Origin of the sequence: Rhodococcus sp. Leaf247, assembly GCF_001426185.1 — a bacterium.
Classification (GTDB): Bacteria; Actinomycetota; Actinomycetes; order Mycobacteriales; family Mycobacteriaceae; genus Rhodococcoides.
Genome location: NZ_LMRP01000001.1, coordinates 1,251,826 through 1,267,721, shown reverse-complemented (window position 1 = coordinate 1,267,721; position 15,896 = coordinate 1,251,826). Strand labels below are relative to the sequence as shown.

The window sequence follows — 15,896 nt, the reverse complement described above, 5'->3', positions numbered from 1 at the left end:
CCAATCCTCCGGTTCGCAGCGGCAAGTCCGTCGTCTCCAAGTGCACAAAGTCTACATGTATGTAGCATGCTGTTGTGAATAACGATTCTTCTGAGTTGCTGAACGTGCGCGAGACAGCCAGGCGACTGGCCGTGCACGAGAACACCGTGCGGGCGTACGCCAAGCGGGGACTGCTCCCGGATGCCCGAGTGCCAGGGACGTCGTTCTATAGATTCCGTGCGAGCGACGTGGAGCGCCTCAAAGCGCAACGCGGCGCACCGGCCGTGAGCCTGGCTACCGAACGACGAACCGCCAGTCCCGAATATGCGACTGCGAGCCAGCTCGCGCTGTGGCCCGAAACCAACGCTCGAGAAGCTCAGGATCGGCTTCCAGAGTTGGTGCGTAGGCTGCTGTTCGAGACCCCCGCGGCTGGACAAATCTCGATTCGGACAGGCGATGGAGTTGCCCTGGCCGGCAAGGACGGGGTGGCGACCCTCGAGAGGCGGACGCACTTGCTGCCAGCCGGACAAATCTGGTTCGAGTTCGGCACCGACAAGGACACAAAGCGCAAAGCCACCAAGGACTACGACGGACGAAAGGGCGAGGCATCGCGAGATGTCACCTTCGTCTTCGTGACGATCCGTCGATGGCAGGGCAAGGACTCGTGGGCCGACGAGCGACGCGCCGAAAAACTCTTCAAGGACGTTCTCGTTCTCGATGCGGATGACCTCGAAGCTTGGTTGCAGGTTGCGCCCGCCGCGCACCTGTGGATCTCAGAAACTCTCGGTCTTCGGCCCCGGGACGCGCTGACTTTGGAGACATGGTGGGACCGCTTCTCCGCTGCCACCGAACCAGCTCTGCCGCACGATCTTTTCGTCGCCGGGCGAGCTAAAGAGGCGCAGCGACTGCGATCCCTGCTTAGTGACGAGCCGAGGGTTACGTCGATCCAGACCGAGTGGGTCGACGACGCTTTGGGGTTTCTGCACACGTGCCTCGCGCCAGAGGGCGATAAGTCGAGTGAGCCTGGCACCGCCACAATCGTCCGGTCACCTGGCGTCTGGGATCGAATAGTTGCTATCTCAGGGCCTGGGATCTTGGTGCCCGACTTCGACAATGCAGACGTAGCTCACGCCCTCTCTAGCGGTAGGCACGTCGTCTCTATCGTCGACAACAGCTCTGCCATGCGCCGTAGTGTCGACATCCGCCTGCCGAGGGTTGGCCGGAACGAGGCGGTCGAGGCATTCAGAGCAGGTGACGTCGAATGGCGCCAAGCCGACCGCCTCGCGGTACTCGCTCGTCGGAGCATGCCTGCATTGGCCCGGCGGCTTTCGCGCTCACCTCGCGTACAGCAGCCAACATGGTCTCGACCACCGCTGGCCGCCACGCTCGCCGCACTGATGTTAGCCAGTCGGTGGACCGATCGACCCGAGGACCTGCGAGTCCTGAGTGAACTGGCCTCCGTCCCCTCAGTCGATTTACAGCGCGCTATCGCCGAAGCCAGTCGCGGAACCGATCCGGCGATCCGGAGCGTTCGGAACGTCTTCGTCTTCACCTCCCTAGAGGAGGCGTTCCTTGAGTTCGGCAACCTAGTGTCATCAGAACTGGCATCGCGGTGGGCAGAGATCGCAACCAGCGTTCTCCTGGACCCAAATCCATATGAAGGCCTCAGTTCGCACGAGCGGATCGCCGCCCAATTAAAGGGGCAGCGGAGAACCTACTCGCCTGCTCTACGGCACGGTATCGCCGAGAGTCTCGCCCTGGCGGGAGCGATCGAGTCAGGCCCCGGTGACACCAGTCACGCATCCTCAGTGGCCGAACGGGTTGTCCACGATGTGCTGCGTCAGGTCACTACCGGCTCTGAAGGTCACACGTGGGGTGCGATCGCCGACGTGCTTCCTCTTCTCGCCGAGGCTGCTCCAAACATTGTTCTTTCGGCACTGGAAGATGACCTTGCAACCAGCGATCCGACCATCGGCCACCTGTTCCAGGCTATTGACGAGCCGCTGACCCTGGGCCCGTCGAGTCAACAGCATCACCTGTTGTGGGCCTTGGAAATGCTCTGCTGGTCGCCCGACCACCTCGTTCGCGCAACACAGATCCTGACCGAACTCTGCCGCTACGACCTGCCGAAGAACTCGGGCAACAATCCACTTGCAAGCATGTCGACCGTCCTTTGCGGATGGATTCGGAACACTGGCGCAGATCTTGCAATCCGACTCCAAGCGCTTGATGCCTGCCGGATCGTGAGCGAGACGACAGGTTGGGCTTTACTCAAGGCCCTGTGGCCCGACAGCAATGCTTGGGTCTCACCTCCTTATGAGCCGCGTTATCAACTCTGGAAGCCACCCAGCGATCGGATGCCGAACAGCGAATGGTTCGCTTTCGCGAAGAGCCTGGTCGACCGAGCGCTCGCATGGGTCATGGCAGATCGCACCGCCCTGCCATGGCTTGTGGAAGCGCTGTCCACGGTTGGCCCAGACGAAGCGAATCGGATTATCGAGTTCCTTGAGGACGAGGCATCGCGCGGCGACTTGGATGAGGACGTTCGACTGGCCCTGTTCGAACAGGTTCGAGAGACCGCAGCGCGGCACGAGCGTTTCCAGGACGCGGACTGGGCAATGCCGGTGGAGCGACGCGCCCGCTTACAAAAACTGGCCGAATTACTTCAACCAGCTGATGACCTCCGCCGGTTCGCGTATCTCTTCAATTGGCACCCGGACCTGCCAGGTGCAGACCTGAACGACTACGAGCACTACCGGTCGGCGCTGAAAGCCAAACGTCGCGAAGCACTTGACGTTCTATTTGCCCGCTCCGACGCCTGGGAACAGCTCGGCGCAATAGCGGCCCGTACAGAGGCTCCATCACAGGTCGGCTGGACTGTCTCAACCTACGAGCCGATTGATGCTCTCGACACCATGTTGGACTGGCTGGCATCGGAAAGCACAGCGCTTCAGGAAGCCGCGACAACGTGGGTCCGTAGCCGCCTCGCCGTCGATGGACCACCGGATCTCAGGCGAGCGCTCGAACGGGGAGACGTGGGGAGCAAAGCCCTGAGAAGATTTGTGCTTAACGTCCCGACAGAGAGCCGGTTCTGGGACGTACTCCGCGAGTTCCCAGCCGCTGAAGACCTCTTCTGGTCCGAGGCGCCTTTCGAGGTCGTTCCCCATGAAGATCTCACCAAAGCCATTGAGGTGCTCCTTGAGCGAGCACGAGCCTGGTCGGCGATGACGATCGCGAGCCACGGCATCTTCGATCCGGCAGCAGACCAGAAGGTCTATCTTCCGAGCGCAGCGCTCGTCCAATCCATCTTGCGCGCGGCGATCACCCAAGACCCGGGGCGGGCGGGGATGTCACAGATGACCGGCCACGACGTCGGGACATTGCTTGACTACCTAGCCGCAGCCGACGTGCCAGTTGCCGACCTTGCATCTGTGGAGTTCGGATATTTCAGGCTCCTCCAGCACGACCGCGAACCACGTGCCCTTAACCAGGCCCTCGCCTCGGACCCTGCCCTGTTCGTTGGTCTCGTTCATCGCACGTTCCGGGGTGCAAACGAGCCTCACCGTCAGCGCAAGAGTGCGGATCCGCTCACTGAGCACGCTTGGTGGGTCCTTCACGGTTGGCATGGTTTCCCGGGACGACAGGAGGACGGCACACTAGATCAAGCTGCGATGCGGGAGTGGGTGAAGCAGGCTCGTCTGCAACTATCCGACCTTGACCGAGCGGACATCGGTGACGAACTGATTGGCCAAACCTTTGCTCACGCGCCGGACGACGCTGACGGAATCTGGCCACCCGCCCCAGTTCGAGATCTTATCGAGTCGATCGGCAGTCGAGACCTCGAGAACGGCGTAATCACCGGCCGACTGAACCGCCGCGGTGTCACCTGGCGTGGTGTCTACGACGGCGGCATCCAGGAGCGGACGCTGGCTGAGCAGTACAAGCATTGGAGTCTGGCTGTCCAGGTGCATTGGCCCCGAACTGCGCGCATCCTGCGCGCCATTGCTGAGTCCTATGAACGCGATGCCGTCCGCGAGGACGAACGAGCCCAACTGGACCAAGACCTGGACTGAACCGCCGGCAGCCATGGCGATGAACGCCATGGCTGTCGCGACGTTATCCTCGCTGCACTGGCCGAGTGAAGCCGTCGGGAGTGGCCTCTTCAGCTCAGTGGTGTATCGCCGAGAGTGCGTCGTTCCTTCGACAGCGTCAGGTCCTTAATCCGCCGCGGCTTGAACAGCCAGTGACTGTCGTCCCGCGACGCCTCAGGAGCCCCTGAACCACCGCTTCTCTTCGGCGCCGCGTGGTTTCGTCTCTCAGCGGGTCCAGCCGACGAGGTCGACGACGCGGTACTGATCAGCCACGCTCCGGACTGTAGGGGCGAATTGTGGAGTGGGCGACATGGCTCGCCTAGGGTCCGCGCGTCGAGGCGGTAGTCGCAGCGCCAGCGGTGTACGCCGCGTCGAAAAGGTGGTGGACGGCTTCGGTAGGACCTCGATGGCACAGCACGCCTTCTTGTAAGACCTGGGATTTGCCGTACGGGGAGACGAGCTGCCGACGGACCCAGACCCACCTGCGCGTGGCCACATCTGTCATGCGGCCGCAACCCCCTCGGCTGCTCCTCTGGACAACGAGATACGCTGTCCAACAGAGTAATACATAGCCAAGAAGTTCGACGTAGAACATTCTCGGTGTCACGAGAGTGTCACAAGTCGGGACGGACGGAGGCGGACCGGGACGGACGATGATGGACGAACGTCCAGATCAGGGCGGGTTTCGTGAGTCCAGGTGCATCCACCTGATCGGGTTGTCGAAGCCTTGTAAGCGAGCGGTCTTCGGTTCAATCCCGAAAGGAGGCTCTCGATATCCGGTCACCTGGCAGAACTAGTGGATTTCGGCTCGATGTCACGAGTTGTCACAACTCATCCGTAACCCGTTCGATGGACTCGGGTGGACGTCAGTGGCTGTGGGTGAACTTTTGCGCCGAAGAGTCCACGACGGTCGGTGGACCTCCGGAGACTTCTGTGGACGGACACCACTCGCTTCACCTCCCGTCACGGGTGGCGTGGACGCGTGCGGACGTCGGTGGACGCCGACAGCAACCACTCGCATCGATCGAGTTCGGTGCGCACGGGTCCGTGGTGTCGCTGAGTGAACCATGCTGGTGATGATCGGGGCGACAACTCTTCACACTGATCGCGTCCGACGGCATCCGCCGTCACTTGCACAGGTTCGAGGAGTTGACATCTATGGTGCCACGCACGCAGAACGGCACGTCGTCGGCGGAGGATACGACCGAGCTGGCGCAGGGGAGCCTGAACGTCGCCCACATCGTGTTCATGGTGATGGCCACCGTCGCACCTGCAGGAGGCGCGGTGGCGATTCTGCCGCTCGCGTTCGGGTTGGGAGTGGGACTCGGCACGCCCGGCATGTACGTGTTCGTGGTGGTGATCATGCTGTTGTTCGCGGTCGGTTTCACACGGATGGTTCCGTACGTGCAGAATGCCGGGGCCTTCTTCGCGTACATCGTCAAGGGGTTGGGCCGTCCCGTCGGATTGGCCGGTGCCTACATCGCCAGCAGTGCGTACATCGCCCTCTCCGTCGCCACCGGTGGCGCCATGGGCTTCTTCGCCGCCGGCAGCATGAACAAGCTGGCGGGCATCGATCTTCCGTGGTGGGTCTACACACTGGCTGGTCTGCTGATCACGTTCCTCCTGGGGTATCGCAAGATCACCCTCGCTGCTGGAGTCCTGGGCGTCGCTCTCGTCATCGAATTGGTCGTGATCGTCGTGCTGGACGTCGCGATCATCGCGCGGAACGGGTTCGGAAGTCTGCCGCTGGAATCCTTCAGCCCCAGCGAGGTCTTCGTTCCAGGAGTCATCGGCGTCGCCATGATCTTCGCGTTCTCGTGCTACCAGGGTTTCGAGGGAACGGCCATCTACGCAGAAGAGGCGCGTGATCCGCAGCGCACAGTTCCACGGGCGACCTACATCTCGATGGCCTGCATCGGACTGTTCTTCGTCCTGACATCGTGGGCCTTCCTCGCCAGCTCGAGCGGTGCCACGGCTGCAGCGGCCGCGAGTCCTGGCACGTTCGTCTACGACCTCAGTGACGAGTTCGTCGGGCCGGCGTGGACCACGACGCTCGAGGTGCTGATCGTGACCAGCTGCTTCGCCGGGATGCTCGCGTTCCACAACGCGGCGTCGCGCTACCTTTTCGCTCTGGGGCGCGACGGATTCCTACCGCGGTCGATGCGTACGTTGCATCCGCGCCATCAATCTCCTGTCGTCGCCGGCTCGACGAGCTACGTGATCGAGACGCTCGTCATCGTGGCGTTCGCTCTCGCCGGTCTCGACCCCCTGACGAACCTCTCGTCCTCGCTCACCGGTTTCGGAGCGGTAGGCCTGATGGTCCTGATCACCACCACCTCGCTGGCAGTGCTGGTGTTCTTCGCGCGGCAGCGCCAGTTCGGTTGGGCCCGAACGGTTGCGCCCACCCTGGCATTGATCGGTTTCGGCGCGATCACGTACTTCGCACTGTCCAATTTCCCCGCTATCACCGGCACCGATTCGGTGATCATCAACGGGTTGCCCTTGCTTCACGTGCTCACCATCGTTGTCGCTGTCGGGGTCGCGCTCCATGCACGGAGGAACCGCCCGGAGGCGTACGCCAACATGGGACGCACCCTTGTCGACTGACGCTGTGCCGAAGGATGACGCGACCGCGGTTCGGCACGGCTACGCGGACACACCGCTCGGGCAGTTGCACTACGCCGAAGCCGGTTCCGACGGCGTCCCGCTCATCTGCTTGCATCAGACTCCGCGCTCCTGCGACGAGTTCGCCGAACTTCTGCCGCTCATCGCGTCGTCACGTCGCGTGATCGCGATGGACATGTACGGATTCGGTCAGTCGGCCAAACCGTCCGGGCCGCAGTCGATCGAGCAGTACGCGTCGGGTGCCCTGTATCTGGCCGATGCCCTCGGGCTCGACCACTTCTCGGTCCTGGGTCATCACACGGGGGCCGTCGTCGCCGTGGAACTCGCTGCCGCAGCAGCCGGTCGTGTGGATGCGTTGGTGCTGTCGTCCCCCTCCTTCACCGGACCCGAATACCGCGCTCGTCACAAGGACGGACCCTCCGTCGACGCCGCGGAGAGAGACGACGACGGAGGTCACCTGATCACGTGGTGGAACCAACGCGCCCCGTACTACCCCGCACATCGTCCCGACCTTCTCGATCGCTTCGTGCGCGATGCGCTCGCGCCCGGAGTCGATCCCGCCGAAGGACACAATGCCTGCGCGCGGTACGTGATGGAGGACCGCATCGCCTCGGTGACTGCTCCGGTACTCATCCTCGGCGGTGATGCGGACCCGTTCTCGTTCCCCGATGTCGAGGTGATGAGACGAGCGCTCGTCGGTGCGTCCGCCGTGGAGATCGTGGTCGTCGAGGGCGGGACGATTCCGATGATGGAGCAGTTGCCGGTGGAAGTCGCCGGCGCGGTCGTGGAGTTTCTGAACGCTCGAACGACCGTGGATCGCTGAGCAGAACCTTCAGCTGCACGCAGGTCGACTCGCTGGTTGTGTGGGCATCACACGCCGGCACATCGCAACCCGAGCCGGATGAACGCCATGAAAGGAACCACCCGTGCGTAACCCGCTCTTCGATTCCCTGACTGCTGACGAGTTCAGCCTCGTCGCGGATGTCGTCCGCCGTGAAGCCATCGCTGCGAGGCCTGGATTCGCCGCGGTCTATACCGACGAACCCGACAAACGACTGCTTCGGGAGGGTCATCGAATCCCCCGTCGTGCACGGGTCTTGCTCGTCGATCGCGCATCCGGCACGACACACGACGTCGTCGTCGATCTCGAGGCTGCTGCAGTCGTCTCCTCGGAGGTGATCACGGACGGCGCCGCACCTGTCCTCCTCGACGAGTTCGACCTCGCTCCGGACCTGATCAAGCAGGACCCGCGCTATGTAGCCGCGTTGGCCCTGCGAGGCATCACCGACATGAGCAAGGTTCAGATCGACCCGTGGGGAGTGGCCAACATGGCAGTTCCCGGCGTGCTCGACTACGAGGTGGAGGGCCGACGTCTCGCGGGATCAGTGTCCTACTACCGCGATTTCCCCGACGACAACGGGTACGCGCATCCCATCGAAGGCGTCATCGCTGTGGTCGACCTGGTCGCGATGAAGGTCCTCGAGGTGCACGACTTCGGGGTTCGGCCGATGAACGTCGACCAGGCCAACTACACGGCGGACGCCAATCAGCCGATGCGTTCCGACATCGCTCCGCTGCACATCACCCAGCCGGAGGGCGTCGGATTCACCATCGACGGCCATGAACTGACGTGGCAGAAGTGGCGATTCCGCATCAACTGGCATCCGCTCGAAGGCTTGGTCCTGCACGCGGTGGAGTACCAGGACGGCGACGACTACCGCTCGGTGCTCCATCGCGCGTCCCTGGGAGAGATGGTCGTTCCCTACGGCGATCCGTCCAAGGAGCACTTCTGGCGCAGTGCGTTCGATGCCGGCGAATTCGGCCTCGGAAAGCTCGCGAATTCCTTGCGGCTCGGGTGCGATTGTCTGGGCGAGATCGTCTACCTGGACGCGGTCAACGCCGGTGAGAACGGGGAGCCGACCACGATCGAGAACGCCATCTGCATTCACGAGGAGGACGCCGGCATCCTGTGGAAGCACACCGACTGGATGACCGGCAAGGTCGATGTGCGCCGCTCCCGTCGGCTGGTCATCAGCTTCATCGCCACCGTCGGCAACTACCACTACGGCTTCTACTGGAACTTCTACCAGGACGCGTCCATTCAGATGGAGGTCAAGCTGCTGGGCATCGTGCAGACCCGTTCCGTCGAAGCGGGAGAGACGTCCGCACATGGCACCCGCATCGCCGAGAATCTCGTGTCCAGCTATCACCAGCATCTGTTCTCGTTCCGATTGGACACCGAGATCGACGGGTGGGAGAACACGGTCGTACAGAACGATGCCTACGGGGTGCCGGTGGGGCCGGAGAATCCGTACGGCAACGCGATCGGCGTCAAGAAGACGATCATCGACCGTGAGCTGACCGGTGACGACCACACCAACCCGCAATCGTCTCGCAGCTGGTCCGTCGTGAACACGTCGAAGCGCAACGCGTGGGGAAACCCGGTGGGCTACAAGTTCTTGCCCGGGTGGTCCTCGGCGACGATGCTGGCGCAAGCACCGTCTCTCATCGCAGCGCGCGCCGGCTTCGCCACCAGGAACATGTGGGTGACGCCGTATTCTCCCGCCGAAATGCGCCCCAGTGGCGATTTCCCCAACCAGAGTCGCTCCGGTGACGGGCTTCCCCGGTGGACCGCGGAGAATCGCGCGACAGACAACACGGACGTCGTTCTGTGGCACACCCTGGGCGTGACGCATATCCCGCGGGCCGAGGACTGGCCGGTGATGCCGACCGAGGTCGTGGGCTTCCATCTGTTGCCCGTCAACTTCTTCGACAAGAACCCGGCACTCGACGTGCCCGCCTCGTCGACGGCACACACCGGCGGTACGTCCGACAGCGGCCCGTCATGTCACTGACGCATCGACTGCCCGACGCCGTGGTGCATTCCGAGGCTCGGCGCGGGAACAGCGCATCGCCGGTCGATCTGGTCATCGCTGCGCTCCCTGCAGTCGCCGTCCTGTGCTTCGGAATGCACGTCGTGCTGCTGCTGGTGACCGGAACGTCGATGCTCGCCATGGTCGTGCCGATGCTCCTGCTGTCCGGTCTCTGCGTGGCGTTCACGTGCCGGCGGGGGAGCGGTGGCTCGCTCCGGGGGTACATGGTGACCGCCGGTTTCGGGATCGCGATGCTGCTGGTGCACTCGAGTGCGGGCCACCGGATTCACGCAGGCATGGACCACGCGGCGATGGGTCACACCGACGCGGGCATGACAGGATCCGGCAATCCGGCAACCACAGGACTGGTCGATGGACCGATGCAGGCCGGACTGATTCTCGCGGTCCTGCAGGTCGTGGTGGCGGTGGGCGCGGCCGTGCGCCTTCTGCGCTCGTCGCGTTGACCGACTTTCTTCCCACGACGGCCGCCGGCCGCAGTCGGGGTAGCGGCTCTGTCGTCCCCGCCTGGAGTGCACCGAGCGGCATGACCCGACGTCGTCTGGTCGTGCTGCTCGGTGCACTCACCGCGCTCGGACCGTTCACCGTCGACATGTATCTGTCTGCTTTCCCGTTCATCGCGACCGAGTTCGCAATCTCGGAGACGGCGGTGCAATTCACGCTCACCGGTACCTTGCTCGGGTTCGCAGCCGGACAATTGGTCATCGGTCCGCTCTCGGATGCGATGGGTAGGCGACGACCGCTGATAGTGGGCTCGACACTGCACGTGGTCGCCTCACTGGGCTGTGCCGTCGCGCCGGGGATCGAGGCACTCGCGGTGTTGCGAGTGATCCAAGGTTTCGGAGGCGCCGCGGGGGCCGTTCTCGCCATGGCCGTGGTGCGAGATCTGTACGACGGTGATGCCGCCGCCGCCATGCTGTCCCGGTTGATGCTGGTGATGGGCGTGGCACCCATTCTGGCTCCGTCGATCGGAAGTCTCGTCGTCGACGTGTCGACCTGGCGGGTGATCTTCGTCGTCCTGGCGGCATTGGGGCTGACGTCGGTCGTTCTCGGGATGGTGGCGCTGCCCGAGACACTGCCTCCGGGCGCACGCCAGAAGGCGGGCGCGCGCAGAGTGATGAGGAATTACCTGTCCCTCGGCTCCGACCGCGCTTTCGTGTCGATGGTCCTCGTGTGCGGTCTCGGGCGGGTGGTGATGTTCTCCTATATCTCGGCGTCGCCGTTCGTCCTGCAAGGCAGCTTCGGGCTCACGCCGTACCAGTTCGGGTGGGCCTTCGCCGCCGGCGCTGTGGTGCTGATCGCCTCCTCCCAGCTCAACGTGCTCTTCGTCCGTCGATGGCCGACACGCACAGTGCTGCTGACGGCGTTGTTCCTCGGCGCGGCCGTGGCAGTCGTCTTCGTGGTGCTGGCGGCGACCGGCTCCGGCGGAGCGACCGGGTTCATCGTTCCGGTCTTCCTGATGCTGGCGGTGATGGGCACAGTCCTGCCGAACGCCCCGGCGCAGGCCATGGCCGACAAGCGAGCGGTCGCCGGAACCGCGGCGGCGGTGATCGGCGGCGTCCAGTTCGCCTGTGCCGCAGCGGCCGCCCCGGTGGTCGGACTCCTCGGAAACGATGCTCTCGCGGTCGCATCGTCGATGGCGTTCGCCGCATCGGTCGCCGTGGTGCTCGCCGTGGTCGGCCTTCGGCCGCGTCCGACGACGTCCGTGTGACTGGGCGTGGCCGGGGGGATCACTGAGCGAGACGCGGGTGTTGTCGGTGATGTACCCGTGTCCGAAGCTTGCGACGTGACTGTGAGCCAGAGAAACATCGAGGCGGCCGCTGTGCGGCTGTATCACGCTGCTGCCCATGACGATCCGTGCGAGCCGGTTCGCGATCTGATAGGCCGCGACGACGTGGCGGCCGCCTATGCGGTGCAGGAGATCCTCACCGTACGACGCCAGGAGGCGGGGGCGGTCGTCGTGGGGCGCAAGATCGGCCTGACCTCCGAGGCCGTGCAGGCGCAACTCGGTGTCGATCGTCCGGATTTCGGAATTCTGTTCAACGACATGGCTCATCGTGACGGTGCCGAGATTCCCACGGGCGCAGTGATGCAACCTCGTGTCGAGGCCGAGATCGCCTTCGTGCTGGGCGACGATCTTGCGGACGGGCCGCTCGATGCGGACCAGATACGGTCGGCGACCGACTACGTGGTCGCTGCTCTCGAGGTCTGCGGAAGCCGTATCGCGAAGTGGGACATCAGCTTCGCCGACACCGTTGCCGACAACGCGTCGGCGGGCGCCTACGTGCTCGGCGAGAACCGGGTAAGCGTGCAAGACCTCGACCTCGTCGGCGTATCGATGACGATGACCATCGACGGTGATCAGGTGTCCGAGGGCACCGGTGCTGCCTGCCTCGGGGACCCGGTCACTGCTGTCCGGTGGCTGGCGCGGACCGCTCGCGACCTCGGCCGCCCTCTGCGTGCCGGGCAGGTGGTCCTGTCCGGAGCGCTGGGTCCGATGCGCCCGGTCGTGGCAGGGCAGACGGTCACGGCGTCGTTGACCGGTCTCGGATCCGTCACGGCGTCGTTTCGTTAGCACCGTCGTCGGGATGGACCCGTCGCCGACCGAAGTCACGTCAGAAGGAGAAACAATGTCCACCACACTGTCGACGGAGTCCGCGCGCGCGGCTTTCGTACCCGGAGGGGACTACGAGCAGTTCATCGGAGGCGAGTGGGTGCGCTCCCGTGACGCCTTCGACGCTGTCGATCCGAGCGTTGGTACCCCGTGGGCGGTGCTGCCGCAGGGGACGGCCGCCGATGTCGAGTCCGCTGTCGCGGCGGCCGGCCAGGCGTTCACGCTGTGGCGCAGGACGACACAGGAACAGCGACAGGCACTTCTGTTGTCGATCGCCGACCGCTTCGAGTCGGACGGCGCCCGCTTCGGCGCCCTCCTGGCGACCGAGAACGGCCGGCCTGTGCGGGAGGCGGGCATCGCCGACATACCCACTGTCACCGCGATCTTCCGGTTCTACGCCGGCGTCGTGCGCGCCTTCAACGGTGAACAGATCCCACTGTCGAACGCCGACACGCTGCTCTACACCAAGCGCGAACCCCTCGGAGTCGTCGCCGCGATCATCTCGTGGAACTCCCCGCTGATCACCTTCGCGAACAAGGTGGCACCGGCACTCGCCGCGGGTAACACCGTGGTGGTCAAGCCGTCCGAGTACGCCTCCGCGAGCATTCTGGAATTCACCCGCCTGATCGCCGATCTGCTGCCGGCCGGGGTGCTCAACATCGTGACGGGCTTCGGGCCCGAGACGGGCGCGGCTCTGGTCTCCCATCCGGGCGTCGCGAAGATCTCGTTCACCGGAGGTCCCGAGACCGCGCGGGCCATCCTCGGCTCGGCGGCGCAGATCCTTCGCCCCAGTCTGATGGAACTCGGTGGCAAGGGACCCATGATCGTGGCTGCCGACGCCGATCTCGATCTCGCTGTCCAGGACGCCCTGATGGGGATCTATCTCGCCAACGGGCAGGCGTGCATAGCCTCGTCGCGATTGCTTCTGCACGACGACATCCACGACGACTTCGTCGACCGGTTCGCGGCGGTGGCGCGAACGATCAGGGTGGGCGATGCGACCGACCCGCGCAGCGAGATGGGCCCACTGGTCTCGCGTCGTCAACTGGAGCTGGTCAGCGCTCACGTCGCGAAGGCGCGCGCCGAAGGTGTGTCGGTCGTCGTCGGTGACGAACCGCTCGAGCTCGACGACTCGTTACGCGAGGGTTTCTACCACCGACCCGTGTTGCTGGCCGATCCGGAGGGACGGTCGACGATCGTGCGTACCGAGGTGTTCGGCCCGGTCACGGTCGCGGAGCGATACCGCACCGACGACGAGGCGATCGCGCGCGCCAATGCGTCGCCGTACGGCTTGGCCGCCGGGGTATGGACCCAGAACCTGCGCCGCGCGCACCAGTTCGCCGATCGTCTGAATGCCGGCATCGTCTGGGTGAATCGTTGGTTCGACCTCCCGCCCGGTATGCCGATGGGTGGCCGGGGCGACAGCGGATTCGGACGTGAACTTTCGTTCGAGACCCTCCGGGAGTACACCGCGGTCAAGTCCGTCAACATCGATCTCGGGGACGCACGGCCGCCCCTGTGGGGTCTGACCGGCCAGTAGAGACCGGGTGGTCGGCGGCGTGATTGGCTGTGTGCATGAGCGCCGCCGACGACTCCCTGGACAGTGACACCGACCAATCCACCCGCGATCGACTGCTCGACGCTGCCATCGACATCGCCGGCGAGACAGGTCTTCAGGCGGTCACCTACCGAGCGGTCGCGACACGTGTGGGAATGGCACACGGATTGGTCCGACACCATTTCGGAACCCGTGAGCAGCTGCTGGTCGAAGCGTTCCGCCGGGCAGCGACTCAAGACTCCGACGAGGCAGGACTGGCGGCGAACTCGATAGACGAGTTCGCCGCCGGCCTGGTCGAGACGTTGAATGGTTCCCGGCGTCGTCAATTGCTGCAGTACGACGAGACGACACAGGCTGTGCGTGGGAATCTGCCGATCGAGAACGTGCGAGGGCTGTATCGGCGATACACCGACCAGGTCGCCGGCACGCTGCACGCTGCGCGCGTCCCCGATCCGGACGGATCGGTGTCCGGCCTGGTGTTCTCCGCTCTGGATGGAATCGTGTTGCAACACATGATCTTCGCCGACGACGACCGCACATCGCGGTTACTGGAACAAGTACGGGAGATGCTGCGACGAATGGCGACCTGACGGTCGATCAGTGATTCGCCGTGAACTCTGTGTCCACGCCCAACGGTCCCAGTTTCTGGGATCCGCCCGGGTCGCCGATGGGCTCGTCGCGTCCGGGCAACGGCTCGGCGAAGAAAGCGATCGAATCCGCGACGAACTCGGCGAGTTCGGGATCTTTGCGAGCCTTGCGGTCGACGAAGACGGCGTCCACGGGACATTCCACCTCGCAGGCACCGCAATCGATGCACTCGTTAGGATTGATGTAGCTCCGCCGGTCTCCGATGTAGATGCAGTCCACGGGGCACACTTCGATGCACGACCGATCCAGCTGGTCGATGCAGTTGATGCCGATAACGTAGGACATGGTTGTTCCTCCTGGTGATGGTGGGTGTGGAGCTCAGGCGCCGTCGGTCGAATGGCCGGGAAAGAGCACGAGATCGGGATCGAGATCCACCGCGACGTGATTCATCGCTGTGGCAACCTCACCGAACCCGACCGACATGAGCTTGACCTTGCCGTCGTAGTCGGTGACGTCGCCGGCGGCGTAGACGCGCGGGAGGTTCGTCCGTCCCGAGCGGTCCACCGCGATGGAGCGACCACGAAGTTCGAGGTTCCACTCCTTGATGGGTCCGAGATTGCTGATGAAACCCAGCGCCGCGATCACATGGTCGGCAGCGACGACGGTCTCGTGACCACTCTTGGCGCGCAGGGTCACCTCGGTGAGTACACCGGCCTCCACATCGCCGACGAGACCGGTCACCTCCGTATCGGTATGAATGGCAACCTTCCCCGATCGGACACGGTCGAGAGTCGCTGCATGGCCCCTGAACGTGGCCCGGCGGTGTACCAGGGTCACCGATCCGGCGATCGACGAGAGAGCGTCAGCCCAGTCGAGCGCGGAGTCACCGCCTCCGACGATCACCACGTCCTGACCGGTGTGGACGGTGGGATCGACGACGAAGTAGGAGAGGCCTGAACCGAGCCATTCCGTCCCCGTTTCGATGGCACGTGGTGTCGGGGTGCCGATGCCTGCTGTCAGCACCACCGCGCCGGCGCGGATCACGGTGCCGTCGTCGAGTGTCAACACCGGTGCGCCGTCCTCGTGGCTCAGGTCGACGGTCTGACGGCCGAGCATGTAGGTCGGTGAGAATGCGTCGGCCTGCTGCACGAGGTTGGCGATGAAGTCCCGACCCCGTATCGAGGGCAGCGCGGCGACGTCGCGAATCTGCTTCTCGGGGTACAGCGCCATCACCTGGCCCCCCGCTTGGGGAAGGGCGTCGATCACCACGGTGTCCAGGCCGCGAAAGCCGGCGTAGTACGCGCCGTAGAGGCCGGTCGGGCCGGCCCCGACGATGGCGACATCGGTGGTGACGACCGGTGGCTGAGAGGTCATCGGTTCTCCTTGGTTCTGGTTGTCTCGCTGGACGGTAGGTGCGACCGGCAGAGACAGCGCAGCGCTGGATCGCTGAGCGGAACCCGACTCGCGCGGTGGCCGGGTCGGCTCGAGATCTCGGTAGGTGAACCGCATCGATTGTGGGGCCGGTCGGCGGGTGGTGTCCTGTGGCCACT

The 15,896-nt window shown here is 64.4% G+C and carries 11 protein-coding genes; 9 read left to right on the top strand and 2 right to left on the bottom strand.

Annotation, left to right across the window (positions count from 1 at the left end; all coding sequences use genetic code 11):
* The first annotated feature begins 74 nt into the window (after positions 1-74).
* The 9 genes from ASG64_RS06055 (at position 75) to ASG64_RS06015 (ending at position 14,348) form a co-directional block, all read left to right on the top strand.
* Positions 75-4,052: a helix-turn-helix domain-containing protein gene (locus tag ASG64_RS06055; protein ID WP_082518118.1), complete on the top strand. Its 3,978-nt coding sequence runs from the start codon at positions 75-77 to the stop codon at positions 4,050-4,052.
* A 1,176-nt stretch (positions 4,053-5,228) separates the two neighbouring features.
* On the top strand, positions 5,229-6,677 hold the full coding sequence (locus tag ASG64_RS06050; RefSeq protein ID WP_056071001.1) for an APC family permease: 1,449 nt from the start codon (positions 5,229-5,231) through the stop codon (positions 6,675-6,677).
* Between the two features lie 4 nt (positions 6,678-6,681).
* Complete coding sequence (locus tag ASG64_RS06045) at positions 6,682-7,518, top strand: alpha/beta fold hydrolase (protein WP_056070998.1); 837 nt, start codon at positions 6,682-6,684, stop codon at positions 7,516-7,518.
* A 103-nt stretch (positions 7,519-7,621) separates the two neighbouring features.
* Positions 7,622-9,550, top strand: coding sequence for a primary-amine oxidase (locus tag ASG64_RS06040; RefSeq protein WP_056070995.1), 1,929 nt, complete (start codon positions 7,622-7,624; stop codon positions 9,548-9,550).
* Positions 9,541-10,032, top strand: a complete 492-nt coding sequence (locus tag ASG64_RS06035; RefSeq protein ID WP_056070992.1) for a hypothetical protein — start codon at positions 9,541-9,543, stop codon at positions 10,030-10,032. The genes ASG64_RS06040 and ASG64_RS06035 overlap by 10 nt, the downstream gene beginning before the upstream one ends.
* Positions 10,033-10,112: 80 nt before the next feature.
* Complete coding sequence (locus ASG64_RS06030) at positions 10,113-11,297, top strand: multidrug effflux MFS transporter (protein WP_056070988.1); 1,185 nt, start codon at positions 10,113-10,115, stop codon at positions 11,295-11,297.
* A 75-nt stretch (positions 11,298-11,372) separates the two neighbouring features.
* Complete coding sequence (locus tag ASG64_RS06025) at positions 11,373-12,161, top strand: 2-keto-4-pentenoate hydratase (RefSeq protein ID WP_442971116.1); 789 nt, start codon at positions 11,373-11,375, stop codon at positions 12,159-12,161.
* A 55-nt stretch (positions 12,162-12,216) separates the two neighbouring features.
* Positions 12,217-13,740: an aldehyde dehydrogenase family protein gene (locus tag ASG64_RS06020; RefSeq protein WP_056070984.1), complete on the top strand. Its 1,524-nt coding sequence runs from the start codon at positions 12,217-12,219 to the stop codon at positions 13,738-13,740.
* A gap of 35 nt (positions 13,741-13,775) precedes the next feature.
* The gene (locus ASG64_RS06015; RefSeq protein ID WP_056070981.1) at positions 13,776-14,348 is read left to right on the top strand and encodes a TetR/AcrR family transcriptional regulator; all 573 of its coding nucleotides are present in this window, start codon (positions 13,776-13,778) and stop codon (positions 14,346-14,348) included.
* Positions 14,349-14,355: 7 nt separating this feature from the next.
* Here ASG64_RS06015 and ASG64_RS06010 read toward each other — a convergent pair whose 3' ends face one another.
* A complete protein-coding gene (locus tag ASG64_RS06010; RefSeq protein WP_056070978.1) occupies positions 14,356-14,691 on the bottom strand; it encodes an indolepyruvate ferredoxin oxidoreductase subunit alpha in 336 nt (111 codons plus the stop codon).
* A 33-nt stretch (positions 14,692-14,724) separates the two neighbouring features.
* Entirely contained in the window at positions 14,725-15,720 is a 996-nt protein-coding gene (locus tag ASG64_RS06005) for an NAD(P)/FAD-dependent oxidoreductase (RefSeq protein WP_056072787.1), read from the bottom strand.
* Between the last annotated feature and the right edge of the window lie 176 nt (positions 15,721-15,896).

Coding starts and splice junctions, on each gene's coding strand:
- ASG64_RS06050 (WP_056071001.1), top strand. CDS start 5,229: ATGGTGCCACGCACGCAGAACGGCACGTCGTCGGCGGAGGATACGACC.
- ASG64_RS06035 (WP_056070992.1), top strand. CDS start 9,541: ATGTCACTGACGCATCGACTGCCCGACGCCGTGGTGCATTCCGAGGCT.
- ASG64_RS06030 (WP_056070988.1), top strand. CDS start 10,113: ATGACCCGACGTCGTCTGGTCGTGCTGCTCGGTGCACTCACCGCGCTC.
- ASG64_RS06020 (WP_056070984.1), top strand. CDS start 12,217: ATGTCCACCACACTGTCGACGGAGTCCGCGCGCGCGGCTTTCGTACCC.
- ASG64_RS06015 (WP_056070981.1), top strand. CDS start 13,776: ATGAGCGCCGCCGACGACTCCCTGGACAGTGACACCGACCAATCCACC.
- ASG64_RS06010 (WP_056070978.1), bottom strand. CDS start 14,691: ATGTCCTACGTTATCGGCATCAACTGCATCGACCAGCTGGATCGGTCG.
- ASG64_RS06005 (WP_056072787.1), bottom strand. CDS start 15,720: ATGACCTCTCAGCCACCGGTCGTCACCACCGATGTCGCCATCGTCGGG.